Origin of the sequence: Dactylosporangium sp. NPDC050588 (genome assembly GCF_040654975.1) — a bacterium.
Taxonomy (GTDB): domain Bacteria; phylum Actinomycetota; class Actinomycetes; order Mycobacteriales; family Micromonosporaceae; genus Dactylosporangium; species Dactylosporangium maewongense.
Genome location: NZ_JBFAJA010000024.1, coordinates 62,954 through 84,653, shown reverse-complemented (window position 1 = coordinate 84,653; position 21,700 = coordinate 62,954). Strand labels below are relative to the sequence as shown.

Sequence of the window (21,700 nt, the reverse complement as noted above, 5' to 3'; positions counted from 1 at the left end):
CGCGTCCGGACAAAACGGTCATACTCGACGGCGTGCAGAAACGCTGGAGCCTGCTCGCCTGCGCGCTGGTGCTGCTGTCCGCGGCGGCGTGCGGCGGGGGCGAGGACAAGGACACCGGGACCCGCCGGCCGGCCGCCGCCGGCGGGCCGCCCGGCGCCCGGAGCGTGTGCGTCCCGTCGGCGCCGGGGCCGACCGCGACGGCGGCCGGTGCGACAGCAGGTGCGGTACCCGCCGTGACGGCCACGCAGACCGTCGCCGCGGCCGTCGCCAAGGCGCAGGCGTTCCTCGGCACGCTCACCGCGACGCAGAAGACGGCCGTCCTGCTCGACTACGCCGCCCTCGACGCGAAGCGGTGCGGCTGGTCCGGGCTGCCCGACGGCGAGTTCGACGGGCGCGGCGGGCTGAAGGTCGGCGACCTCGGCGTCGCGCAGAAGGCGGCCGCGCTCGCCGCGGTGCAGAGCGTCCTGTCCGCCGACGGCTACACGCAGGTGCTGCACCAGATGGCCGCCGACGACGTGCTCGCCGAGGACGGGCGGCTGCTCGAGGAGGGCGAGCTGGGGCAGGGCGACTACCACATCGCGCTGTTCGGCCAGCCGTCCGCGACCCAGCCGTGGACGCTGCAGTTCGGCGGCCACCACCTCGCCGTGCACGTGTCGATGGGCGGCGGCACGGTGAGCGTCTCGCCGCACTTCAGCGGCGCCCAGCCGGTCAGCTTCACCGCCGGCGGCAAGACCATCGAGCCGATGGGGCAGGAGGCCAAGGACGTCTTCGCCCTGTTCAAGTCGCTCACCACCGAGCAGCAGGCCGGCGCGCGGCTCACCGGCACGTACGACGACGTCGTCATGGGCCCCGGCGTCGACACGGGCTACCCGGCGCAGGCGGGCCTGCCGTACCGCAGACTCGACGCCAAACAGCAGGCCCTGGCGCGGTCCGTCATCAAGGGCTGGGTCGCCGACGGCGCCCCGGAGCTGGCGCAGCCGCTGCTCGACCTGTACGCCTCGCAGCTGGACCAGACCACGATCGGCTACACCGGCACCGTCGACCCCAAGAGCGAGAACGCCTACTTCCGCATCGACGGCCCGCAGGTGTGGATCGAATGGCTCAACGCGGGCACCGGCGGGCTGCACTACCACACGGTGTACCGCGACAAGCGGCTCGACTACGGCACGGGCGCCGGATGATGCGCCGCCTGCTGCGGGCCGCGGCGCTCGCGGCCGTCCTCCTCGCCCTGCAGGCGTTCGCGCCGGCGCCCGCGCACGCGCACGACCCCGGCACGACGCTCGTCACCGTCGGGTCCGCGGGCGCCACCGAGCTGGCGATCAACGCGCAGATCCCGCTGTCGCGGATCGACCTGGCGTACCACACCCGGCTCGACTCCGACCCCGGACCGGCCGTGCGGGCGTCCGCGAACTGGCTGACGACGCTCGTCCGAGACCGGGTCCGGCTCACCGCCGACGACGGCGTGACCTGGCCGGTCACCGTCGACGAGGTTGCGCCGGACCAGATCCGGGGCGTCGACACCGCCCGCGTGCGGCTCACCGCCGCGCTGCCGCCGGCCGCCGACCGGGCCCGGTCCGCGCGGCTGCGGTGGGACGTCGTGACCGACGTCGTCCACTCGCACAAGGTGCTCGTCACCACCGACGCGGGGGCGATGGTGCTGCTCAACCACCAGGCCCCGGTCATGCGGCTCGAGATCGCGGCCCCGCCACCGGCGTCCGTGCCGGCGGCGTCGATGCTGCACGCCGGCTTCGAACACTTCCGGCAGGGCGCCGACCATCTGCTGTTCCTGTGCGTGATCGCCCTCGCGGCCGCCCGCCGCTCGCTGCGCCGCGCCCGGCTGCGGGCCAGGGTCACGCTCATGGCCGGGATCACCGCCATGTTCACGGCCGGGCACTCCGTGAGCCTCGCGCTCGCCTCGCTCGGCTGGGTGTCGCTGCCCACCCGGGTGGTGGACGCGGGCATCGCGCTCACCATCGTCGTGGCCGCCGCCCACGCGGTGCGCCCGGCGCTGTCGGCGCGCACCGAGCTGGCCCTGGCCGCCGCCTTCGGGCTCGTCCATGGTCTGGGCTTCGCCGGCACGTTGCAGCGCCTCGCCCTGACCGGCACGGACCTCGTCCTGCCGCTGCTCGGCTTCAACCTCGGCCTGGAGGCCGCGCAGCTGCTCGCGCTGGCGCTCATCGCCGTGCCGGTCGCCGTCCTGGCCCGCTCCCCGGCGGTGTCGGTGACCCTGGCCGCCTCGGCCGCGGCGGTGGCCACCGGCTGGGTCGTGGAGCGGGCGTTCGACCTGACGAACCCGGTCCAGCCGCTCACCGGCATGCTGCTCGGCACCCCGGAACGCCTCGCCGGCGCCCTCTTCGCCGCCACCGCGGTCCTGCTGATCGCCAGGGCGACCCGCCCCGAGGACGGCCCCGCCGCCGCTCAGCCGGCCCGCCGGGACGGCTGAGCGGCGGGCGGCGTCAGGCGTCGAGGCGGTGCAGCAGGAGCGCCGTCATCGCCCGGACGCCGACGCCGATGGCGCGCTCGTCCACGGTGAAGCCGGGCGAGTGGGGCAGACCCTGCTCGCCGACGCCGAGGTAGAACATCGCGCCGGGGACCCGGTGCAGGAACAGCGAGAAGTCCTCCCCGCTGAACGGCCACGCCGCGGGCATCGTCATCACCGTGTCGACGCCCGGGTGCCCGCGCAGGTGCGCGGCAGCCGCCTCGGTCAGCTCCGGCGAGCACACCATCGCCGGGAACGGTGGCGCCGGGAACGTGATCCGCGCACCCGCCTGCGCGGCCAGCCGCCGCAGGTCGTCGCGCACCTCGGGGTGACGCTCCTCGGGCCAGGCCCGCACCCACACGTCGGCGGTGACCGGGTCCGCGTCCGCGGCCAGCTGCGCCCCGGTCAGGACGAACCGGGCGAGCGGCCCGTCGGGGGTCTGCAGCGCGGCCATCAGGTCGGCGAGCTCGGCGTCCGACTCGGGGCGCCGTACCGTCGACATCGCGGCGATCCGGTCCAGCAGCGCGCGTCCGGTGTCGGCGCCGGGCAGCTCCAGGTGGGCGACGTCGAGCCCGGGAAGGCCGGCGCCGGGCATCGCGGCGAACACGCCGACCGGCAGGGGCCCGCAGTGCAGCGCGTACGCCTCCTCCGGCAGGTGCGGCTCCAGGACGCCGTCGTCGAGCATCGCCCTGGCCCCCTCCAGGGTCTCCTCCGCCGGCTGGAACACCACCACGACCCGCCCCGCGAACCGGTCCCGCAGGCCGGCGAGGACCTCGGCCACGCCGACCCCGACCACGGTGTGCACGTCGTGCCCGCAGAGGTGCGCGGCCCCGGCAGTGCCCTGCTCGACCACCAAGGCGTCCATGTCCGCCCGGTACAGCAGCGTCCGCCCCTCCCGGGCGCCTTCCACGACGGCGACGACGCCGTGCCCGCCGACCCCGGTCCGCACGTCCAGGCCGGCGGCGCGCAGCCGCTCCGCGACCAGCCCGGCCGTCCGCCGCTCCTCACCCGCCGGCTCCGGCCACCGGTGGATGTCCCGCCGCAGCCCGATCAGCGCCTCGTCCAGCGGTGCGGCCGTCGCATCGATACATGCATGATCCCAGATCCCCGTCATGCGGCCCAGCATAGATCCGCTCAGCGCTGCGCCTGGGCGATCACGCCGCGGACGTGGTCGGGCTGGGCGACGTGCCACAGGACGATCGGGCGCGGTCCGCGGCGACGGCGGTTGACGTTGACGCCTGCCTCGTTGAGCGCGTCCGCGAGACCCGGGAACTCGCCGAACGCGATGCTGCCCGTGCCGCCGCGGGGGCGGTCCCGCACGACCGGCGGGGCGAGCGTGCTCAGGTATGCCTCCGTGCGGCGCGTGAACGGCCGCCGGTTCCGGCCGGCGCGATGTCCCCCGGTCACGGGCCGGTGGCCACCGGACGGTCCGGGTCGGCGATCCACTCGCTCCACGATCCCGCGTACAGGCGCGGCGTGAACCCGGCCAGCTCGAGGGCGAGGACCTCGTGCGCCGCGGTCACCCCGGAGCCGCAGTAGGCCGCGACCGGCCGGTCGCCGGTGACGCCCAGCGCCACGAACCGCTCCCGCAGTTGTTCCGGCGGCAGGAACAGCCCGTCGGGGTCGCTGTTGTCGAACGTCGGCGCCGAGACCGCGCCCGGGATGTGGCCGGCGACCCGGTCGAGCGGCTCGACCTCACCGCGGAACCGCGGCCCGAGCCGCGCGTCGAGCAGCACGCCGTCCTTGAGGAAGTCCGGCACCTCGCCGACGGTCAGCAGGTCGTCGCGGGCGTCGCCGGCGGTGAAGTCGCCGGGCGGGACCGGCACGGGGTCACCGGACTCGGTCGGCCGGCCGGCCCGGATCCACGCGGCGATGCCGCCGTCGAGGACCCGGACGTCGTCGTGGCCCCAGTGCCGCAGCATCCACCACAGCCGGGCGGCCACCGACGCGTCCCGGTCGTCGTAGACGACCACGGAGGCGCCGGAGTCCACGCCGAGCCGCCGCATCGCCGCCTGGAACGCCGCGGCGGTCGGCAGCGGGTGCCGGCCGCCGGCGCCGGGCGGCGCGGCGAGGTCGGTGTCGAGGTCGACGAACCGGGCGCCCGGCAGGTGCGCGGCCCGGTAGCGCTCCAGCGCCGGAGGCGGCTGCGGGGTCCACCGCGCGTCGAGCAGCAGGACGCCGTCCCCGACATCCTCAACCTGAACGAGTGGACCCATCAGACCGACCTCCGACGTGTAGCGACCAGAAGGTGATCCTATGCGCAGGCGGCGTCGGTGCCGGCCACGTTGACCGCCGTCCACGCCAGCTGCACCGCCTTGTACTCCGCGCCGCAGCTGCCGTACAGGTCGGCGGCGGCCTGGAGGGTGTAGGCGCGGGCGGTGTTGCCCGGGTTCTCGGCGCTGACGTAGCTGGTGTTGGAGACGAAGTACACGTCCAGCGCCCGGTACCAGATCTTCTCCGCCTTCGCCCGGCCGATGCCGGTGACGGCGCCCGCGTTGCCGCAGATCGGCGACGTGCCGAACGCGGTCTTGCCGGTGCCCTCGGCCAGGTTGAAGAAGAAGTGGTTGCCCACGCCCGAGGACAGGTGCGGGTCGACGTTCGGGGTCTCGGCGGACCAGCAGCTGTGCGACCTGCCGTCCAGCGCCGGGTCGAACATGTAGCGCAGCGGCGCGCCGGTGCCGAAGATGTCGATCTTCTCGCCGATCAGGTAGTCGCCGGGGTCGGCGGGGTTGGCGGCGTAGAACTCGACCATGGTGCCGAAGATGTCGCTGGTCGCCTCGTTGAGCCCGCCGGATTCGCCGGTGTAGGTGAGGTCGCCGGAGACGCTCTTCTCGGTGATGCCGTGGCTCATCTCGTGCCCGGCGATGTCCAGCTGGACCAGCGGATGAGCGTTGCCGCGGCCGTCGCCGTAGGTCATCCGGCCCTTGTCCCAGAACGCGTTGACGTACTCGTCGCCGAAGTGCACCCGCGACGGCACCCCGCGGCCGTTGTTGTTGATCCCGCGGCGGCCGTGCACGGTCTTGAAGTAGTCGTAGGTGGCCGCGGCGCCGTAGGCGGCGTCGACGGCGGCCGAGGCCGGGTCGTCGTTCGTGCCGGTGCCCCAGGTGTTGTCGGCGTCGGTGAAGAGCTTGCAGCTGCCGTTCTCGTCCTCCTGGTGCGCCATGTCGCAGACGGTGCCGCGGCCGCGCGTGGTGTCGGTGAGCCGGAACGTGGTGCCGAACCGCTGGGCGTCGATGCCGACCTTGCCGCTGTACAGGCTGTTGCCGGTGCCGGCGACCGTCTCGACCTCGTCCCAGGAGCGGACGACGCCGCCGGTGTGGGCGTCGGTGAGCACGTGCAGCCGAGACGGGGTCTGCCCGTCCTTGGCGACGCCCTCCACGATGCTCTCCCAGGTGAGCCGGCCGGTGCCGGTGGACGCGTCGACCAGCAGCCGGGGCGCGCCGGCGCCGGCGACCTTGCCGGTGAAGTGCGCCTTCGCCGCGGCCAGGGCGTCGGTGGCGGAGATCTTCGGCGTGACGTCGACCTGCAGCGGCTTGGCGAGGCTGTTGGAGGCGCCCTTGTACGTGCCGCCGGGGCCGGTGTGCACGACGATGTCGCCGCCGTAGACGCGCAGCCCGCGGTAGGTGCGGGTGAACCGGACGTGGGAGCCGCCGCCGGCGCCGTCGACGCGGCTGCCGTAGAACGCGAACCGGTCCTCCGGCGTGGCCCGGACGTCGCCGCCGTGCGTGTCGAGGGCCTTGCGGGCCGGCGCGGCGGCGGGGTCCGCGGCCTCGGCCTGGGACGGGTCGACCGACGGCTCCGGGGAGGCCTCCTGCGACTCGTCGGAAGAGGCGCCGGCGCTGGCGGCGCCGGCGGACGGGGTGGACTGCGATGTAGGTGTGCATCCGGCCACCGCGACGGCGGAGACCGCCGCGACGACCGTGAGGAAATGGCGAACAGACATGGGATACAGAACGCAGGTTTCACACTGCCGGTTCGGCCGGGCGCAGGTCTTTGGCACGAAGCCGGGAGTTGCGTCGGGCACCTGTCGGATGGTTGACGCCGCCCGATATGTTCGTGGGCATCATCGAGACGGGGAGATGTGTGTTGGCAACCGCGTGGCGTCGACTCATCCGCCGGGCCGCCACGAGCCCGGGCCGGCTCACCACGCTGACCGCCGCCGTGGTCGTGCTCGCCGTCGCGTTCGGGCTGGCCGGGGTGCTCACCATGCGGGCCGGGGTGGGCCTGGTCAGCGACGTGACCGACCGCAGCGGGCCGCTCAGCCTGCAGGCGCAGGACATCTACCGGTCGCTGTCCGACGCCGACGCGACCGCCGCCAGCGCGTTCCTCGCCAACGGCGTCGAGCCGGCGGAGCTGCGCAAGCGGTATCTCGACGACATCGCCAGGGCGTCGTCGGCGCTGACGGCCGCGCTGCACAACGCCGAAGGCCGAAGCGCGGCGGCGCTCGGCGTGCTGGTCCGGCAGATCCCCGTCTACACCGGCCTGGTCGAGTCGGCCCGCACGTACAACCGGCAGGGCATCCCGCTCGGCGGCGCCTACCTGCGGGAGGCGTCGGCGCTGATGCGGCAGACGATCCTGCCCGCCGCGCAGGACCTGTTCCGGGCCGAGGCCGCGCGCCTCGCCGACGCGCAGCGGGCCGTCGCCCGGTGGCCGTGGACGGTGACCCTGCTCGGGCTGGCGCTGCTGGGCGTGCTGCTGCTGACCCAGCTGTACGTGACGCGCCTGACCAACCGGCGGCTCAACCGCGGCATGGTCCTCGCCACGGTCGCCGCGCTCGTCGCGTGCGGCTGGCTCGCGGTCGCCTCCGCGGGCGCGGCCGGCCACATCAGCGAGGGCCGCGACGCCGGGTCCGAGCAGGTCGGGTTGCTCGCCGAGGCGAGGATCACGGCGCTGCAGGCGCGCGCCGACGAGGGACTGACGCTGATCGCCCGCGGCGACGGCAAGGCGTTCGAGCAGGACTTCACCGCCATGATGGAGCGGCTGGCCGGGCAGGACGGCCTCCTGCAGCGGGCGCGTGACCAGGCGCCCGACGCGGCGGCCCGGTCCGCGGTGGAGGCCGCGCAGCGGCACGCCGCCGACTGGCTGACCATCCACCGGCAGGTCCGCTCGCTCGACGACGGCAGCCAGCACGCCGAGGCGGTCACCCTGGCCACCTCCGGCGACGCCAGCGCGGCCGCCGCGGCCGGCCGGCTCGACGCGGCCCTCGCCGAGGGGATCGCCGGCAGCGGGCGGCACTTCGACCGGGAGGCGGCCGGCGCCGGGGACGCGCTCGGCGGCGCCGACGTGGCCGTCGCGCTGCTCGCCCTCGCCGTCGCGGCGGCCGCCGCGTTCGGCCTGAACCAGCGGATCGCGGAGTACCGATGAAGAAGCTCGCCGTGGCGGCCGCCGCCGTGCTCGTCCTCGCCGGCTGCGGGCAGACCCCGGCGGCGCCGCAGGCCGACAGCTCGGCCGCCGCCGCGGTGCCCCGGCCGCTGAACGTGCAGGACCCGGCCGTGCCGCCGTCGCCGCCGGCCACGCCGCCGCCGGTATGCGACCCGAGGGCCAGCCTCCGGCCGCCGGCGACGCTGCCCGCGCCCGGGAAGATGCCGGCCGGCTCGGCCATGGCGACGATCGCCGCGCGGGGACGGCTGATCGTCGGCATTGACCAGAACGCGTACCTCACCAGCTACCGCGACCCGGTCACCGGCCAGGTCGTCGGCTTCGAGATCGACATCGCCCGGGAGATCGCCCGCGCGCTGCTCGGCAACCCCGACGCGATCCAGTGGCGGGCGATCACCACCGCCGACCGGATCCCGGTCCTGCAGCGGCGCGAGGTCGACATGGTCATCCGCACGATGACCGCCACCTGCGAGCGGATGCAGCAGGTCGCGTTCTCCACCGAATACCTGACGTCCGGGCAGCGGCTGCTGGTCAACCGCGGCTCCGGCATCAAGGACTTCGCCGACCTCGGCGGCCGCAAGGTGTGTGCGACGCGGGGCAGCACCAGCATCGTCACGATCATGAAGCAGCCGTCGAAGCCGGTCGCCGTCGCCACCGACAGCACCCTCGACTGCCTGGTCATGCTGCAGCAGGGGCAGGTCGACGCGGTGTCCACCGTGGACGTGCTGCTGCTCGGCCTCGCCGCGCAGGACCCCGGCACCGAGGTCGTCGGCGCCCGGATCAGCGACGAGCCGTCCGGCGTCGCGATGCCCCTCGAAACGCCCGACCTGGTCCGCTTCGTCAACGGCGTCCTGGACCGCATCCGGGCCAACGGCACCTGGACCACCATCTACAGCACCTGGTTCGCCAAGTACGGCCCGGTGCCGTCGCCGCCGCCCGCGAAGTACGTGGACTGACCGACCATGGTCACCGCCACCGACCGCGCCGTCGCCGACCTGACTGCCGCGCACGACCGGCTCGCGGCCGCGCTGTACACCGTGGACACCCACCCGGCGCAGGTGCTGCGCGACGTGCCGCTGCACGGCGCCACCGCCGCCGCGTGGCCCGGCGCCGACGTCGCCCGGCTGTGGTCCGGGTTCGTCGCCGTCCGCGACGTCCTGGAGCAGCTGCGGGCGCTCAAGGGGCGCTCCCGCGACGTCGCCACCGCCCGCATCCTCACCACACCCGTCGCCACCGACCCGCTCGACGGCCTGCCCGCACTGCCGCCGGCCGCCCTCCTCGCCGACCTCGAACAGCGGTGTGCCGGGACGGTCGCGGTGCTCGACCGCATCGAGGCGGCCCGCACGGCGCTCACCGACCGGATCATCGAGCTCGACACCGCCCTCGAGGCGGCCGTCGCCGCGCACCACCGGGTCGGCGCCGACCACACCCCGACCACCGGACCGCTCCAGCAGCGGCTGCGGCAGGTGTACGGCGCCGCGCTCGGCGACCCGCTCACCATCGACGAGCCGGCCTGGACGGCGCTGCGCGACGACCTCACCGCGGTGGTCCGGCGGCTCGCCGACCTCGCCGCGCTGCGCACCGCGCTGCCGGCCCGGCTGACCCGCCTCGACACGCTCCTGGACGCGCTCGCCGCCGCCGAGCAGCGGGCGCGCCAGGCGTACGCGGCCGCGGCCGAGAAGATCGCCGACCCCGGCCTGCCGGACCCGCCGGACGTCCACGACCGGTTCGCCGGCGAGGTCGCCGCCGCCGTCCGCGCCACCGACGCGCTCGACCTCGACGGCTGGCCGGCCCTCGACCGGCGGCTCGCCGCCCTCGACCGCGACCTGACCGCCGCCGTCACCGCCGCCGAGGACCGGGCCACCGCGGCGACCGGCCTGCTCGACCGGCGCCTCGAGCTCCGCGGCCGGCTCGAGGCGTACCGGGCGAAGGCGGTCCGCCTCGACCGCGTCGAGGACCCCGCGCTGATGTCGCGGTACCAGGCCGCCCGCGACCTGCTGTGGACCGCGCCGTGCGACCTGCGGGCGGCGACCAGGGCCGTGTTCGCCTACCAGCAAGCGCTGTCCACCGAAGGGACCACGACATGAGGTGTACGCGTGCCGGCTGCCCGGGCTCGTACGACGAGGACGGCTACTGCGACGAGTGCGGCCACAAGCAGGCCGGTGTCCCAGCTCCCGTCACTGAGGCATCGGCGGCCCCCGTCACCGATGCCTCGACGCCCTCCGCGCCGAGTTCGTCGTCGGGCCGCACGACCGGCCGCGGGCGGGGCGCGCCGGTCCTGGCCGCGCTGCCCGTCGTGCCGCGCCGCGACCCCGCCGCCGCGGTGCTGCCCGACCCGCAGGTGCCGGAGCACCGCCGGTTCTGCGGCAACTGCGAGCAGCCCGTCGGCCGCGCCCGCGGCGACCGGCCCGGCCTCGTCGAAGGCTTCTGCACGAACTGCCGAACCCAGTACAGCTTCCGGCCGTCGCTCCCGCCGGGCGCGGTCGTCGCGGGCCGCTACGAGGTGCTCGGCGCCATCGCGTACGGCGGCCTCGGCTGGATCTACCTCGCCCGCGACCGCAACGTCGGCGACGAGGTCAGCGACCGCTGGGTCGTGCTCAAGGGCCTCATCGACTCCGGCGACCCCGACGCCACCGCGGCCGCGATCACCGAACGCCGCTTCCTGGTCGAGGTCGACCACCCGTCGATCGTGAAGATCTACGACTTCGTGTCGCACCCCGACCCGCGCAGCGGCGACCGCGTCGGCTACATCGTCATGGAGTACGTCGGCGGCCTCTCGCTGCGCGACATCTACCTCGCCCGCCCGGTGACCGGCGGGACCCGCCAGCCGCTGCCGCTGCCGCAGGTCATCGCCTACGCGTGCGAGATCCTGCCGGCGCTGGGTTACCTGCACGAGCGGGAGCTGCTGTACTGCGACTTCAAGCCCGACAACGCGCTGCACACCGACCAGCGGGTCAAGCTCGTCGACCTCGGCGCCGTGCGACGCGCCGACGACGACGTCAGCGCCGTGTGGGGCACGGTCGGCTACCAGGCGCCGGAGGTCGCCACCGCGGGCCCGTCCGTCGCCTCCGACCTCTACACCGTGGCCCGGGCGATGGCGGTGCTCAGCTTCGACTTCCGCGGCTTCACCACCACGTTCGTCGACCGCCTCCCCGACCCGGCGACGGTGCCGTTGCTGGCGCAGCAGGAGTCGTATCACCGGCTGCTGCTGCGCGCCACGGACCCCGAGCCGGGCCGCCGGTTCGGCTCCGCCGCGGAGATGGCCGAGCAGCTCACCGGCGTCCTGCGCCAGGTCCTCAGCGCCGCCGACGGCCAGCCCCGCCCGGCGGTGTCGAGCCAGTTCACCGGCGAGCGCAAGGCCTTCGGCACCGCGGCGGGCGTCGTCACGGCGGTCCCGACGTCCGGCGCCGGGCTCGACGGCGCCGAGGTCGTCGCGGCGCTGCCCGTGCCGACCGTCGACCCCGCCGACCCGGGGGCGGCGCTGCTCGCCACGATGCAGACCGCCGATCCCGCGATGCTGCAGGCGGCCCTGGCCTCCGCCGGCGCCGACGGGGTCGAGGTCGCCCTCGCCGTGGTCCGCGCCCGCATCGCCACCGGCGACCTCGCCGGGGCCGCCGCCGACCTCGACGCGATCACCGACGCCGACTGGCGGGTCGACTGGTACCGCGGCATGGCCGCCCTCGCCGGCGGCCGTCCCGGGGACGCCAGGGCCGCGTTCGACGCCGTCTACGGCGCGCTGCCCGGCGAGCTCGCCCCGCAGCTCGCGCTCGCCGCCGCCGCGGAGGCCGGCGGCGACACCGACACCGCCCTGCGGCTCTACGCGGCGGTCTGGCGCACCGACCACGCCTTCGTCAGCGCCGCCTTCGGGGTCGCCCGGATCCTCGCCGACCGCGACGACCTGGCGGGCGCGGTCGCGATCCTCGACGCGGTCCCCGACAGCTCCAGCCACAGCGTGCCGGCACAGGTGGCCGCGGTCAGGGCGCGCCTCGCCGCCCCGGCCGACCGGCTCGCGGAGGCCGACCTGCTCGACGTCTCGGGCCGGGTCGAACGCCTCGGCCTCGACGTCGAGCGCCGCGCCCGCCTCACCGTCGAGGCGCTGCGCGCCGCGCTCACCTGGGTCCAGGCCGGCAACGCGGGCACCGCCGCCGTGCTGACCCACCGGCTGTCGGAGCGGGACCTGCGCCTGGGCTTGGAGCGCGCCTTCCGCGTCCTGGCGAAGGTCGCCCCCGACCGGGACACCCGCATCGACCTCGTCGACCAGGCCAACCGTGTCCGCCCCCGGACGTGGCTGTGACCGCCCCCTGCCCGTCGTGCGCCGCCCCCACCGCCGCCGGCGACCGCTTCTGCGAGTCATGCGGCACCCCACTGACCACACCCCCCGCATCCGCTGGCCGGCCGGATGCGCTGGCTGATTCTGTCGCCACCCCAGCGGACGCCGGCCGATCGGATGCGCTGGCTGATCCTGCCGCCACCCCCACAGACGCTGGTCAATTTGACCTACAACACATTGATCAGCGTATGCCTGGGAAGCGCGCTGAATCCGCCCTCGCCGCCTCCCGCCCAGACGTTGGTCGATTGGACGTGGGTCACATTGAGCGGCGTATGGGTGAGGGGGCGGCCGAGGGGGTTTGGCGGTCGTCGAAGGCTGGTGACGGGCCCTGCGGTGCGTGCGGGGGAGTGGTGGGTGATGACGGCTACTGCGACGCCTGCGGGGCGCGGCGGACGGTCGGCCTCGACCACGCCGAGGACGAGCTGCCCGGGGTCGCCGCCGTCACGGATCGGGGGTTGCGCAAGGGGCGCAACGAGGACGCGTACGCGATCGGGGTCGCCGGCGGCCGGCGGGCCGTCGTCGTCTGTGACGGGGTCTCCAGCTCGCCCGACTCCGACACCGCGGCGACCACCGCCGTCGTCGAGGCGATCGGGGTGCTCGTCGGCGGTGGGGACATCGCCGGGGCGTACCGGGCGGCGTCCGATGCCGTCGCCCAGCTCGCGACGGTGCCCGTCGACGCGCCGGCCTGCACGTTCCTCGCGGCCGTCGTCGAGGACGGGCAGGTGAGCGTCGGGTGGGTCGGGGACAGCCGCGCGTACTGGCTCGACGCGGACGGCGGCGCCCGCTGCCTCACGGTCGACGACTCGCTCGCCGGGCAGCTCGCCGCCGCGGGTGTGGACGCCGCGGCGCTTCGGCTGTCGGCGCAGGCGGCGGCGCTCACCCGCTGGCTGGGCGCCGACGCGCCCGCCGGGGACCCGCACCTGGTCACCCTGCGGCCGGAGGCGGGAGGCGTGCTGGTGCTCGCCAGTGACGGGCTCACGCGGTACACCACCTGGAGCGACGACATCGACGGCACGATCGGCGCCAGGGAGCTGGCGCGCACCCTGACCACCTTCGCGCGCGACGCCGGCGGCGCGGACAACATCACCGTCGTCGCCGTCCCGATCCACTCAGCAGACCGAGGAGAGGTCCGGCCATGACCGACGTCGTAGCGGAAGTCTTCCAGAACGAGTACCTGCCGGTCGGGGCCACCGTCGCCGACGCGGTCGTCACCGTCACGGTCGGCGGCGGTCTGGGGGTGGCTTCCGGCGCCCCCGCCGCCGAGGTGATCATGATCGACTGCTCCGGGTCGATGAGCGGGGAGCGGCTCGTGCAGGCGCGCAAGGCCGCCGCGGTCGCCGTCGACACGCTGCGCGACGGGGTGGCGTTCGCGGTCGTCGCGGGCACCGACTGGGCCCAGATGGTGTACCCGGACCAGCAGGCCCTCGCCGTCGCCGGGCCCGCCACCCGCGCCGCGGCGAAGGACGCGATCAAGCACCTGAAGGCCGGCGGCGGCACCCAGATCGGCACCTGGCTCACCCTGGCCCGCGAGCTGTTCCTCGCCGACCGCGCCGAGATCCGCCACGCGATCCTGCTCACCGACGGCCGCAACGGCGAGTCGGCCCGCACGTTCGACGCGGCCCTGGAGCAGTGCAAGGGCCTGTTCGTCTGCGACAGCCGCGGCGTCGGGCAGAACTGGAGCGCCGCCGAGCTCATCAAGGTCGCCGACGCGCTGCTCGGCACCGCCGACGGCATGAAGGACCCGGCGGGCCTCGAGGCCGACTTCCGCGCGATGATCGAGGCGGCGATGGGCAAGACCGTCGCCGGTGTGACACTGCGCCTGTGGACCCCCGCCGGCGCCACGGTCCGCTTCGTCAAACAGGTCCACCCGGAGATCCTCGACCTCACCGGCCGGCGTACCGACGTCAGCGCCCGCGTCGGCGACTACCCGATCGGCGCGTGGGGCGCGGAGAGCCGCGACTACCACCTCTCCGTCGAGCTGGACCCCGGCACGATCGGTGTGCTCGGCGAGGAGAAGCTCGCCGCCCGGGTCAGCGTCGTGCGCGGCGAGGAGGTCCTCGCCAAGGGCCTCGTCCGCGCGGTCTGGACCGACGAGGACGAGAAGTCGACCCGCCTCAACCGCCGCGTCGCGCACTACTCCGGCGCCGCCGAGCTGGCCGCCGCGATCCAGGAGGGTCTGGCGGCCCGCGAGGCCGGCGACACCGTCACCGCGACCGCGCGCCTCGGCCGCGCCGTCCAGCTGGCCACCGAGTCCGGCCGCTCCGACACCGTGCAGCTGCTCGCCCGGGTCGTCGAGGTCCAGGACGCCGTGACGGGCACCGTGCAGCTGAAGCGCCGGTCCGAGAACAAGGACGTCGACATCGACGCGGAGATCGCGTCGCTCGGGTCCCGCAAGACGACGCGCGTCCGCCCGAACTGAAGGAGACCACCGTGGCCGTCTGCCCGAAGGGACACGAGTCGGAGACGACCGACTACTGCGACGAGTGCGGGGCCGCCATGAACCCGCCCTCGTCGCCGTCGCCCGCGGTGGACTCGCCGCGGCGGCCGGCGGTGTGCCCTGAGTGCGGCACGCCGCTGACCGGCCGCTTCTGCGAGGTCGACGGCTACGACACCCTGGCGGTCCCGCCCACCGCCCCGCCGCGGGAGGAGGCAGCGCCGCGGGAGGAGGCAGCGTCACGGGAGGAGGCAGCGCCGGCGGAGGTCCCGGAGGCGGAGGTCCCGGAGGCGGCGCCGCGGGAGGAGGCGGCGGGCTGGCACGTGGTGGTCTCCGCCGACCGCGCCCACTTCGACCGCGTCCAGGCGTGGAACGGCGCCGACCCCACCATCGCCTACCCCCGCTTCTGCCCCGACCGCCGCTTCCCCCTCACCGGCGACCAGGTCCTCATCGGCCGCCGCAGCCGCTCCCGCGGCAGCTACCCCGACATCGACCTCGCCGGCCCGCCCGAGGACGTCGCCGTCTCCCACCTGCACGCCCTGCTCGTCTCCCAGCCCGGCGGCACCTGGGCGGTGGTCGATCTGCGCTCGGCCAACTGCACGTTCGTCAACGGCGCCGACGACCCGATCGAGCCGGAGCAGCCGGTCCCGCTCGCCGACGGCGACCACATCCACGTCGGCTCGTTCACCAGGATCACCCTGCACGCGACCCCGCTGCCGTGATTATTCGGTCGCCGCGGCCGTCCCGGGCGCGGTAGAACGGGCGGATGACCGAACACCGGCTCCCCGGCGGGCGCAGCTTCGGCGCCGTCCGCGTCGGCGACGAGGTCCGCCGCCCCGCCCAGCCATGGACGGCGACCGTACAGACGGTGCTGCGGCATCTGGAGGACGCGGGCTTCGCCGGTGCGCCACGCACCCTCGGCCTCGACGACCAGGGCCGCGAACGCCTGACGTTCCTGCCCGGCGAGACCCTGGGCGACCCCCGCCCATGGCCGGACTGGCTGCGCTCCGACGAAGCCCTCCGCCAGGTGGGCGGATGGCTCCGGCAGCTGCACACCGTGACGGCCGCGTTCCGCCCGCCCGCCGACGCCGTCTGGTTCACCGGCCGCCCCTGGCAGCCGGACCTCCTGATCGGCCACCTGGACGCGTCGCCGTGGAACGTCGTCTGGTCCGGCGACACCCTGGCAGGGTTCGTCGACTGGGACACCGCCAGCCCCTGCCAAGCCGAGGACGACCTCGCCTTCTCCGCCCTGACCTGGGTCCCCCTGTTCCCGGCGGACCTCACCGAAGAGGTCGGCTTCCCCACGCCACCCGACCGCCGCCACCGCTTCCACCTGCTCCTCGACGCGTACAGGTACCCCGCCGACCGCTCCCCGATCCGCAGCGCGATCCTCAGCCGCGTCGCCCGCAACGTCGCCGTGATCCGCGAGCTCGCCGCCACCGGCGCCCCGCCGTTCCAGGCGATGCTTCCCTGGGCCGCCGACCTGGAACGCTCCGGCGCCGAGACCGCCGCCCTGCCCGACGACTTCTGGCGGCGCCCGGGCCGCTGACGACCGTCAGCCGAGGAGGAGCCGGGCGGCCCGCGACTCCAGGTAGCGCTGCTCGGGCCGGCTGAGCGTGCGCCGCGCCGCCAGCCGGTACTGCTCCCGCGCCCCGGCCCGGTCGCCGGCCAGGTCCAGCAGGTGGGCCCGCACCGCCGCCGTCCGGTGGTGCCGGGCCAGCACCGGATCCCCGGCGACCCGGTCCAGCGCGGCGAGCCCGGCCGCCGGGCCGTCGACCATGGCGAGCGCCACGATCCGGTTCAGTGTGACCATCGGGCTCGGGGCGAGGGCGTGCAGCAGCCCGTACAGGGCGAGGATCTGCGGCCAGTCGGTGTCCTCGGCGCGCGCCGCCTCGTCGTGCACCGCCGCGATCGCGGCCTGCAGTTGGAACGGGCCGATCGGGGCCCGCGCCAGCGTGCTGGTGATGATCGCGACGCCCTCGGCGATCGCGGCCGCGTCCCAGCGGCGCCGGTCCTGCTCGGCGAGCGGGACCAGGGTGCCGTCCGGTCCGGTCCGCGCAGGCCGGCGCGCGTCGGTGAGCAGCATCAACGCGAGCAGCCCGGCCACCTCGCCGTCGTCCGGCAGGCGCCGGTGCAGCTGCCGGGTCAGCCGGACCGCCTCCCGGGTCAGCTCGACCCGGTTCAGGGCGTCGCCGGAGCTGGCGGTGTAGCCCTCGTTGAAGATCAGGTAGAGCACGTGACGGACCGCGGTGAGGCGCTCGCCGAGCTCGCCCGGCTCGGGCAGCTCGAACCGGGTGCCGGTGTCGCGGATCCGCTGCTTGGCCCGGCTGATCCGCTGGCCGACGGTGGCCTCCGGCAGCAGCAGCGCCCGGGCGATCTCCGCGGTGCTGAGCCCGCCGACCGCCCGCAGGGTGAGCGTGACCTGCGCCGGCACGCTGAGCGCGGGATGGCAGCAGAGCAGCAGCAACGCCAGCTCGTCGTCGCCGCGGACCTGCGGCTCGGGCTCGTGCTGCACCGCCTCCTCGCGGCGCCGGCGGGCCGTCTCGTTGCGCAGCAGCTCCACCCGACGGCGGCTCGCCACGGTGATCAGCCAGTTTCGCGGATGCTCCGGCACGCCGGTCTCCGGCCACCGCCCGGCGGCCGCGATCAGCGCCTCCTGCACCGCGTCCTCGCAGGCCTCGAAGTCGCCGTAGCGGCGCACCACGGCGGCCAGGACCTGCGGCGCGCACTCGCGTAACAGGTCCGGCAGCCCGGTCACAGCTCCCATTCGCTCATGTCGAGGACCGGGCGCACCTCGACGCGGGTGTACGCGGCGTCCGGCGCCTTCGCGGCCCACGCGACCGCCTCGTCGAGGTCCGCGACGTCGATCAGGTAGAAGCCGGCCAGGTGCTCCTTGACCTCGGCGTACGGGCCGTCGGAGGTGATCGTCCTGCCGCCGCGCACCGAGACCTGGGTGGCGAGGGCCGGGTCGCCCAGCCCTTCGCTCACCACCAGCACACCGGCCTCGCGCATCTCCTCGGTCAGCCGCAGGTGACCGAGGCCGAGGTCGGTCCGCTGCTGGTCGGTCAGCGTCTCCCAGACCGCGAGGGACTGCGGGTTCGACTGGATCAGGATCATGTACTTCATGGTTTCTCCCCTTCGCTCTCACCGGGATGTCGAAACCGGCCGGCCCGGCTTCGACATCCCGGGAAAGAGAGAAAGGTAGGACCCGTCATGGACGAGATCCGGGAAGTCATCGAGGGCAAGGCCGCGCTGCTGCGGACAGGTGACGCCAAGGCCATCCTGTCGCACTACGCGCCCGGCTGCGTCGAGTTCAACTTGGCCCCGCCCCTGCGCCAGCCCGGCGACGGCCGGGACCCGGCCGTGCTGGAGGCCTGGATGGCCACCTTCGAGGCGCCGCCGCGCCGCGAGGTCACCCGGCTGGAGATCACCACGGACGGCGACGTGGCGTTCGCGACCAGCCTCGACCGCCTGACCGCCGTGCCGCGCGGCTCGACGGAGAGCTTCAGCCTGTGGTTCCGGGTGACGCTGGGGCTGCGCCGCGTCGACGGGCGCTGGCTGGTGACGCACGAGCACGAGTCGGTGCCGTTCGAGATGGACGGCTCGTTCCGCGCCTCGACCGGGCTGACCCCCACCGACTGAGCCGGCGGGGACCCTGGGGAGCCCCGGGGGGCCCTGGGAGCCCTGGGGGATCAGGCCAGCTTCGGGAGGACGGCCTCGGCGGTGCGCTGCTCGACCTTGAGGTTGGCGGCGTCGGTGGAGGCGGAGGTGGCGTAGACGTCGACGACCTTGCCGCCGGCGTAGACGTACAGGTGGCCGGCCAGGGAGTAGGCGGCCTCACCGATGCCGTCGACCTGCTTGGCGTCCTTGTTCTGCACGTCGAACTGGTCGCGGGTCTCGATGTTGACGGTCACGTCGAGCTGGCCGGAGCTGAGCTGCCACTGGCAGTAGCGGGCGCCGGAGGTGGCGCCGCCCTCGTTGGTCATGAGCATGACCCGCTGGCCGGTGAGCCGGTTGACGTCGGCCTTCGTCAGCAGGGTGCAGATGTCAGGCAGGTTGACGGCGGCGGCCGACCTGGTGGGGGTGGAGGTGGGGGTGGGGGCGCTCGACGCGGCGGCGGCCGCGCCGCCGGTGGGGGTCGGGGTGTCGGTGGCCTTGTCGAGGACGCCGCACCCCGTCAGGGTCGCGGCGGTCAGCAGGGCGGTGGCGGCGGTGACGGCAAGGCGGCGCATGACGGCTCCTCAGGGGACGACGCGAAGCTACGACGAGAAGGGGGCGACGCTATCGGTTGCACTTGACCCTGACGGATCAACGATCGCGCCGCCCCCGCATCGGAGCCACCTGGCACTTTTCCGGGACCTTCACGACCTGACGCGCACCACCGGGTGCTCGGTGAACTCGAAGCCGACCGAGTCCACCGGGGTGATGGTGGCGCCCGTGTCGTCGAATTCCACGGTGTACGAGCGGGTCGCCGGATCCGCGGTGTGGCAGATCCGCAGCTCGAACGTGGTGGGCCCGAGCCAGGCACCCGTGGTGGCGACCGGGTTGGCCACGCCGTCCGAGGTGGTCATGGTCGACGAGGTCCAGCGGCCGGGCTCGCACGCGAACCGGTGGACGCCGTGCTCGTCGTGCAGCTCCGCGAGCCAGCCGTTCGCCGCTCGTACAACGGCGAAACCGACAATCCGGGAAGGCTGGTCGATCTCCGGACGATGGTGACGGCGGGGCGGTGCGGGTGGGTCGGCGGTGTGGAAGCGGCCCGGAAGATCCGCGCGCGGCTCGGCGGTGCCGGTGAGCGCGGGCAGCGCCAGGGGCGGCAGGTCCGCGGCGGGCGCCTCCATCAGGTGCGCGAAGACGGCGTCGAGCACGGCCTGCATGTCGGTGGTGCCGGAGGTGACCGCGACGACCGTGTCCAGCCGCGGCGAGACCACGATGAACTGCCCGAACGCGCCGTCGCCCCGGTACGCGTCGTGCCGGCACCGCCAGAACTGGAAGCCGTAACCCTGCTGCCAGTCGAGGGACTCCTGCGAGCCGGTCGGGTCCACGTTGGGGACCTGCTCGGCGGTGGCCGCGTCGATCCACTCGGCCGGCACCAACTGGCGGTCCTGCCAGCGGCCGCGCTGCAGGCACAGCTGCCCGAACGCCGCCAGGTCACGGGTGCGCAGCGTCAGCCCCCAGCCGCCGGTGACGATCCCGCGCGGGCAGGTCTCCCAGGTGGCGGGCCCGAAGCCGAGCGGCTCGAAGAGCCGCGGGCGCAGGTAGTCCAGCACGGTCTCGCCGGTGCGCCGCTGCACGATGGCCGACAGCGCATACGTGGCGCCGCTGTTGTAGACGAACCGGGTGCCGGGCTCGTGCACGACCGGGTGGCGCAGGAACCCGCGGACCCAGTCGTCGTCGGGGTCCGCGGCCATCGAGTCACCCGACTCGCTGTCGTGCCCGGTGGTCATCGTGAGCAGGTGCCGCACCCGCATGCCGCGCAGGTCCCCGCCCGGGAGATGGTCCTCGACCAGGTCGTCGACGGACAGCAGCCCGTCGGCGACGGCCAGGCCGACGGCCATCGACGTGAAGCTCTTGCTCAGCGAGTACAGCGTCTGTGGCTGGTCGAGCTCGTACGGGTGCCACGCGCCCTCCGCGACGGTCCGGCCGCCGCGCAGCAGCACGAAGCTGTGCACGCCGAGCCGCTCCGCCGCGCGGAGGAACCCTTCGATGGATGCAGTCACCATGCGAGCCTACGATGATCACGATGCCCGCACTACGACGCGTGACCGTGCACCGCGCCGACGTGACCCTGTCCGTCCTCGCCGGCGGTGACGGTCCACCGGTGGTCCTGCTGCACGGCCTGGCCGGCAGCGCCGCCGAGCTGGAGCCGACCGCGCTCGGGCTCCTCGACTCGTACACGGTGATCGTCCCGGACCAGCGCGGCCACGGGCACTCGACCCGCCACCCCGCCGACGTGTCCCGCCGCGCCTACGCCGACGACGTCCTCGCGGTCCTCGACGCCTTCGCGCAGGGCCCGGCCGTGCTGGTCGGCCAGTCGATGGGCGCCCACACCGCGATGCTCGTCGCGGCGTGGCACCCCGACCGGGTCCGCGGCCTGCTGATGCTGGAGGGCGGCGTCGGCGGCGACGACGGCGACTACCCGAGCCGCCTGGAGGCGTGGTTCGCGTCGTGGCCGGTGCCGTTCCCGACCAGGCAGGCCGCGGTCGAGTTCCTCGGCGGCCGCTCCCTCGCCGCCGCCTGGGCCGCCGACCTGGAGGAACGCGACGGCGCCTTCTGGCCCCGCTTCGACGGCGCGGTGATGACCGCCGCGATCAGGGGCGTCGCCGGCGAGGCCCGCTGGGACGACTGGGCCGCCGTCACCGCAGCGACCCTGCTGGTCCGCGGCGCGGCCGGCACCGGCCCCGAGGGCGAGGTGGAGCGGATGCTGGCCCTGCGCCCCGGCGTCGACCACGTCGTCGTCCCGGACGCCGGCCACGACGTCCACCTCGATCAGCCCGGCGCCTGGCTCACCGTGCTGCGCTCGTTTCTGCGGCGGCTCGCGTAGCCTCGCGCCGGCGGACCAGCTCCTCGACGGCGGACGGCAGGGTGGTCTCGAAGTCGATGAGCTTCGCCCAGGTCGGGGTGACGACGATGCGGACCATGCCGTCGTAGAGGGAGCGGACCTCGGCCTCCCACTCGACGCGCTGCTCGGGCGTCATCGCGTAGCTGCCGTTCATCTGCAGGTACTCGTCCGGGATGCCGTCGACGACGTCCAGCTCGGCCCGCCCGCGCACGAGCAGGATCTTCGGCGGGTGGACCTCGGTGTCGACGGTCAGGGCGACCATCGGGTTGGCGCGCAGCGCGTGGAGCTTCGGGGCGTTCGTCGAGGTGCACATGACGATCTCCGAGCCGTTCCAGGTGAACGCGATCGGGATGCTGCGCGGTGTGCCGTCCTTGGCGACGTAGGCCAGGCGGCACAGGTCGCGGGCCAGCAGCTCCTGGCTGATCGGCCGGTTCAGGACCTCGGTGATCTCGGTGGGTCGCATGGTGGTCGCTCCTTGGTCAGCGTCGTCGGTCGCTCTGGGACGGAGCCGGCCGGGTG

General features: G+C 74.7%; 21 protein-coding genes. 12 read left to right on the top strand and 9 right to left on the bottom strand.

Annotated elements, in window-relative coordinates; translation table 11 throughout:
• Positions 1 to 32: 32 nt before the first annotated feature.
• Both AB0I21_RS18655 and AB0I21_RS18650 read left to right on the top strand, forming a co-directional pair.
• A complete protein-coding gene (locus AB0I21_RS18655; protein WP_360562571.1) occupies positions 33 to 1,181 on the top strand; it encodes a DUF3500 domain-containing protein in 1,149 nt (382 codons plus the stop codon).
• Positions 1,178 to 2,443 (top strand): HupE/UreJ family protein, encoded by a 1,266-nt coding sequence (locus AB0I21_RS18650; RefSeq protein ID WP_360562570.1) that lies wholly within the window; start codon positions 1,178 to 1,180, stop codon positions 2,441 to 2,443. The genes AB0I21_RS18655 and AB0I21_RS18650 overlap by 4 nt, the downstream gene beginning before the upstream one ends.
• A 13-nt stretch (positions 2,444 to 2,456) precedes the next feature.
• Here the strand turns inward: AB0I21_RS18650 and AB0I21_RS18645 are convergent, their stop codons facing one another.
• The 4 genes from AB0I21_RS18645 to AB0I21_RS18630 are packed head-to-tail and all read right to left on the bottom strand — an operon-like array spanning position 2,457 to position 6,422.
• The gene (locus tag AB0I21_RS18645) at positions 2,457 to 3,593 is read right to left on the bottom strand and encodes a M20/M25/M40 family metallo-hydrolase (protein ID WP_360562568.1); all 1,137 of its coding nucleotides are present in this window, start codon (positions 3,591 to 3,593) and stop codon (positions 2,457 to 2,459) included.
• A 20-nt stretch (positions 3,594 to 3,613) separates the two neighbouring features.
• A complete protein-coding gene (locus AB0I21_RS18640) occupies positions 3,614 to 3,886 on the bottom strand; it encodes a hypothetical protein (RefSeq protein ID WP_360562566.1) in 273 nt (90 codons plus the stop codon).
• The gene (locus tag AB0I21_RS18635) at positions 3,883 to 4,695 is read right to left on the bottom strand and encodes a sulfurtransferase (protein ID WP_360562565.1); all 813 of its coding nucleotides are present in this window, start codon (positions 4,693 to 4,695) and stop codon (positions 3,883 to 3,885) included. The genes AB0I21_RS18640 and AB0I21_RS18635 overlap by 4 nt, the downstream gene beginning before the upstream one ends.
• A gap of 38 nt (positions 4,696 to 4,733) precedes the next feature.
• A complete protein-coding gene (locus AB0I21_RS18630; RefSeq protein WP_360562563.1) occupies positions 4,734 to 6,422 on the bottom strand; it encodes a M4 family metallopeptidase in 1,689 nt (562 codons plus the stop codon).
• Positions 6,423 to 6,565: 143 nt separating this feature from the next.
• On the opposite strand from AB0I21_RS18630, the gene AB0I21_RS18625 reads away from it, so the two are divergent.
• The 8 genes from AB0I21_RS18625 (at position 6,566) to AB0I21_RS18590 (ending at position 16,171) form a co-directional block, all read left to right on the top strand.
• The gene (locus tag AB0I21_RS18625) at positions 6,566 to 7,843 is read left to right on the top strand and encodes a hypothetical protein (RefSeq protein WP_360562561.1); all 1,278 of its coding nucleotides are present in this window, start codon (positions 6,566 to 6,568) and stop codon (positions 7,841 to 7,843) included.
• Positions 7,840 to 8,814, top strand: a complete 975-nt coding sequence (locus AB0I21_RS18620; protein WP_360562559.1) for a glutamate ABC transporter substrate-binding protein — start codon at positions 7,840 to 7,842, stop codon at positions 8,812 to 8,814. The genes AB0I21_RS18625 and AB0I21_RS18620 overlap by 4 nt, the downstream gene beginning before the upstream one ends.
• Positions 8,815 to 8,820: 6 nt before the next feature.
• Complete coding sequence (locus tag AB0I21_RS18615) at positions 8,821 to 9,945, top strand: hypothetical protein (protein ID WP_360562558.1); 1,125 nt, start codon at positions 8,821 to 8,823, stop codon at positions 9,943 to 9,945.
• Complete coding sequence (locus tag AB0I21_RS18610) at positions 9,942 to 12,152, top strand: tetratricopeptide repeat protein (RefSeq protein ID WP_360562556.1); 2,211 nt, start codon at positions 9,942 to 9,944, stop codon at positions 12,150 to 12,152. The genes AB0I21_RS18615 and AB0I21_RS18610 overlap by 4 nt, the downstream gene beginning before the upstream one ends.
• A 386-nt stretch (positions 12,153 to 12,538) precedes the next feature.
• A complete protein-coding gene (locus tag AB0I21_RS18605; protein WP_360562554.1) occupies positions 12,539 to 13,327 on the top strand; it encodes a protein phosphatase 2C domain-containing protein in 789 nt (262 codons plus the stop codon).
• Positions 13,324 to 14,607: a VWA domain-containing protein gene (locus tag AB0I21_RS18600; RefSeq protein WP_360562552.1), complete on the top strand. Its 1,284-nt coding sequence runs from the start codon at positions 13,324 to 13,326 to the stop codon at positions 14,605 to 14,607. Before AB0I21_RS18605 ends, AB0I21_RS18600 begins: the two co-directional genes overlap by 4 nt.
• 11 nt (positions 14,608 to 14,618) lie before the next feature.
• Positions 14,619 to 15,344, top strand: a complete 726-nt coding sequence (locus tag AB0I21_RS18595) for an FHA domain-containing protein (RefSeq protein WP_360562551.1) — start codon at positions 14,619 to 14,621, stop codon at positions 15,342 to 15,344.
• Positions 15,345 to 15,388: 44 nt separating this feature from the next.
• Positions 15,389 to 16,171, top strand: coding sequence for an aminoglycoside phosphotransferase family protein (locus tag AB0I21_RS18590; protein WP_360562549.1), 783 nt, complete (start codon positions 15,389 to 15,391; stop codon positions 16,169 to 16,171).
• Between the two features lie 6 nt (positions 16,172 to 16,177).
• Here AB0I21_RS18590 and AB0I21_RS18585 read toward each other — a convergent pair whose 3' ends face one another.
• Positions 16,178 to 17,389, bottom strand: a complete 1,212-nt coding sequence (locus AB0I21_RS18585; protein WP_360562547.1) for a sigma-70 family RNA polymerase sigma factor — start codon at positions 17,387 to 17,389, stop codon at positions 16,178 to 16,180.
• The gene (locus AB0I21_RS18580; RefSeq protein ID WP_360562546.1) at positions 17,377 to 17,748 is read right to left on the bottom strand and encodes a YciI family protein; all 372 of its coding nucleotides are present in this window, start codon (positions 17,746 to 17,748) and stop codon (positions 17,377 to 17,379) included. Before AB0I21_RS18580 ends, AB0I21_RS18585 begins: the two co-directional genes overlap by 13 nt.
• Positions 17,749 to 17,835: 87 nt before the next feature.
• On the opposite strand from AB0I21_RS18580, the gene AB0I21_RS18575 reads away from it, so the two are divergent.
• The gene (locus AB0I21_RS18575) at positions 17,836 to 18,264 is read left to right on the top strand and encodes a nuclear transport factor 2 family protein (protein ID WP_360562545.1); all 429 of its coding nucleotides are present in this window, start codon (positions 17,836 to 17,838) and stop codon (positions 18,262 to 18,264) included.
• A 50-nt stretch (positions 18,265 to 18,314) separates the two neighbouring features.
• On the opposite strand, the gene AB0I21_RS18570 is transcribed toward AB0I21_RS18575, so the two are convergent.
• Positions 18,315 to 18,854 (bottom strand): DUF3558 family protein, encoded by a 540-nt coding sequence (locus tag AB0I21_RS18570; protein WP_360562543.1) that lies wholly within the window; start codon positions 18,852 to 18,854, stop codon positions 18,315 to 18,317.
• Positions 18,855 to 18,983: 129 nt separating this feature from the next.
• Positions 18,984 to 20,342, bottom strand: coding sequence for a serine hydrolase (locus AB0I21_RS18565; protein ID WP_360562542.1), 1,359 nt, complete (start codon positions 20,340 to 20,342; stop codon positions 18,984 to 18,986).
• A 20-nt stretch (positions 20,343 to 20,362) separates the two neighbouring features.
• On the opposite strand from AB0I21_RS18565, the gene AB0I21_RS18560 reads away from it, so the two are divergent.
• Positions 20,363 to 21,163, top strand: coding sequence for an alpha/beta hydrolase (locus tag AB0I21_RS18560; RefSeq protein WP_360562540.1), 801 nt, complete (start codon positions 20,363 to 20,365; stop codon positions 21,161 to 21,163).
• Here AB0I21_RS18560 and AB0I21_RS18555 read toward each other — a convergent pair.
• The gene (locus AB0I21_RS18555; RefSeq protein WP_360562538.1) at positions 21,126 to 21,644 is read right to left on the bottom strand and encodes a pyridoxamine 5'-phosphate oxidase family protein; all 519 of its coding nucleotides are present in this window, start codon (positions 21,642 to 21,644) and stop codon (positions 21,126 to 21,128) included. The two genes, AB0I21_RS18560 and AB0I21_RS18555, sit on opposite strands and share 38 nt — an antisense overlap.
• Positions 21,645 to 21,700: the final 56 nt, after the last annotated feature.

Excerpts from the sequence above, each read along its gene's own strand:
- AB0I21_RS18585 (WP_360562547.1), bottom strand. The coding sequence starts at position 17,389 with ATGGGAGCTGTGACCGGGCTGCCGGACCTGTTACGCGAGTGCGCGCCG.
- AB0I21_RS18575 (WP_360562545.1), top strand. The coding sequence starts at position 17,836 with ATGGACGAGATCCGGGAAGTCATCGAGGGCAAGGCCGCGCTGCTGCGG.
- AB0I21_RS18560 (WP_360562540.1), top strand. The coding sequence starts at position 20,363 with ATGCCCGCACTACGACGCGTGACCGTGCACCGCGCCGACGTGACCCTG.
- AB0I21_RS18645 (WP_360562568.1), bottom strand. The coding sequence starts at position 3,593 with ATGACGGGGATCTGGGATCATGCATGTATCGATGCGACGGCCGCACCG.
- AB0I21_RS18630 (WP_360562563.1), bottom strand. The coding sequence starts at position 6,422 with ATGTCTGTTCGCCATTTCCTCACGGTCGTCGCGGCGGTCTCCGCCGTC.
- AB0I21_RS18635 (WP_360562565.1), bottom strand. The coding sequence starts at position 4,695 with ATGGGTCCACTCGTTCAGGTTGAGGATGTCGGGGACGGCGTCCTGCTG.
- AB0I21_RS18580 (WP_360562546.1), bottom strand. The coding sequence starts at position 17,748 with ATGAAGTACATGATCCTGATCCAGTCGAACCCGCAGTCCCTCGCGGTC.
- AB0I21_RS18650 (WP_360562570.1), top strand. The coding sequence starts at position 1,178 with ATGATGCGCCGCCTGCTGCGGGCCGCGGCGCTCGCGGCCGTCCTCCTC.
- AB0I21_RS18565 (WP_360562542.1), bottom strand. The coding sequence starts at position 20,342 with ATGGTGACTGCATCCATCGAAGGGTTCCTCCGCGCGGCGGAGCGGCTC.
- AB0I21_RS18620 (WP_360562559.1), top strand. The coding sequence starts at position 7,840 with ATGAAGAAGCTCGCCGTGGCGGCCGCCGCCGTGCTCGTCCTCGCCGGC.
- AB0I21_RS18590 (WP_360562549.1), top strand. The coding sequence starts at position 15,389 with ATGACCGAACACCGGCTCCCCGGCGGGCGCAGCTTCGGCGCCGTCCGC.
- AB0I21_RS18555 (WP_360562538.1), bottom strand. The coding sequence starts at position 21,644 with ATGCGACCCACCGAGATCACCGAGGTCCTGAACCGGCCGATCAGCCAG.
- AB0I21_RS18615 (WP_360562558.1), top strand. The coding sequence starts at position 8,821 with ATGGTCACCGCCACCGACCGCGCCGTCGCCGACCTGACTGCCGCGCAC.
- AB0I21_RS18570 (WP_360562543.1), bottom strand. The coding sequence starts at position 18,854 with ATGCGCCGCCTTGCCGTCACCGCCGCCACCGCCCTGCTGACCGCCGCG.
- AB0I21_RS18600 (WP_360562552.1), top strand. The coding sequence starts at position 13,324 with ATGACCGACGTCGTAGCGGAAGTCTTCCAGAACGAGTACCTGCCGGTC.
- AB0I21_RS18610 (WP_360562556.1), top strand. The coding sequence starts at position 9,942 with ATGAGGTGTACGCGTGCCGGCTGCCCGGGCTCGTACGACGAGGACGGC.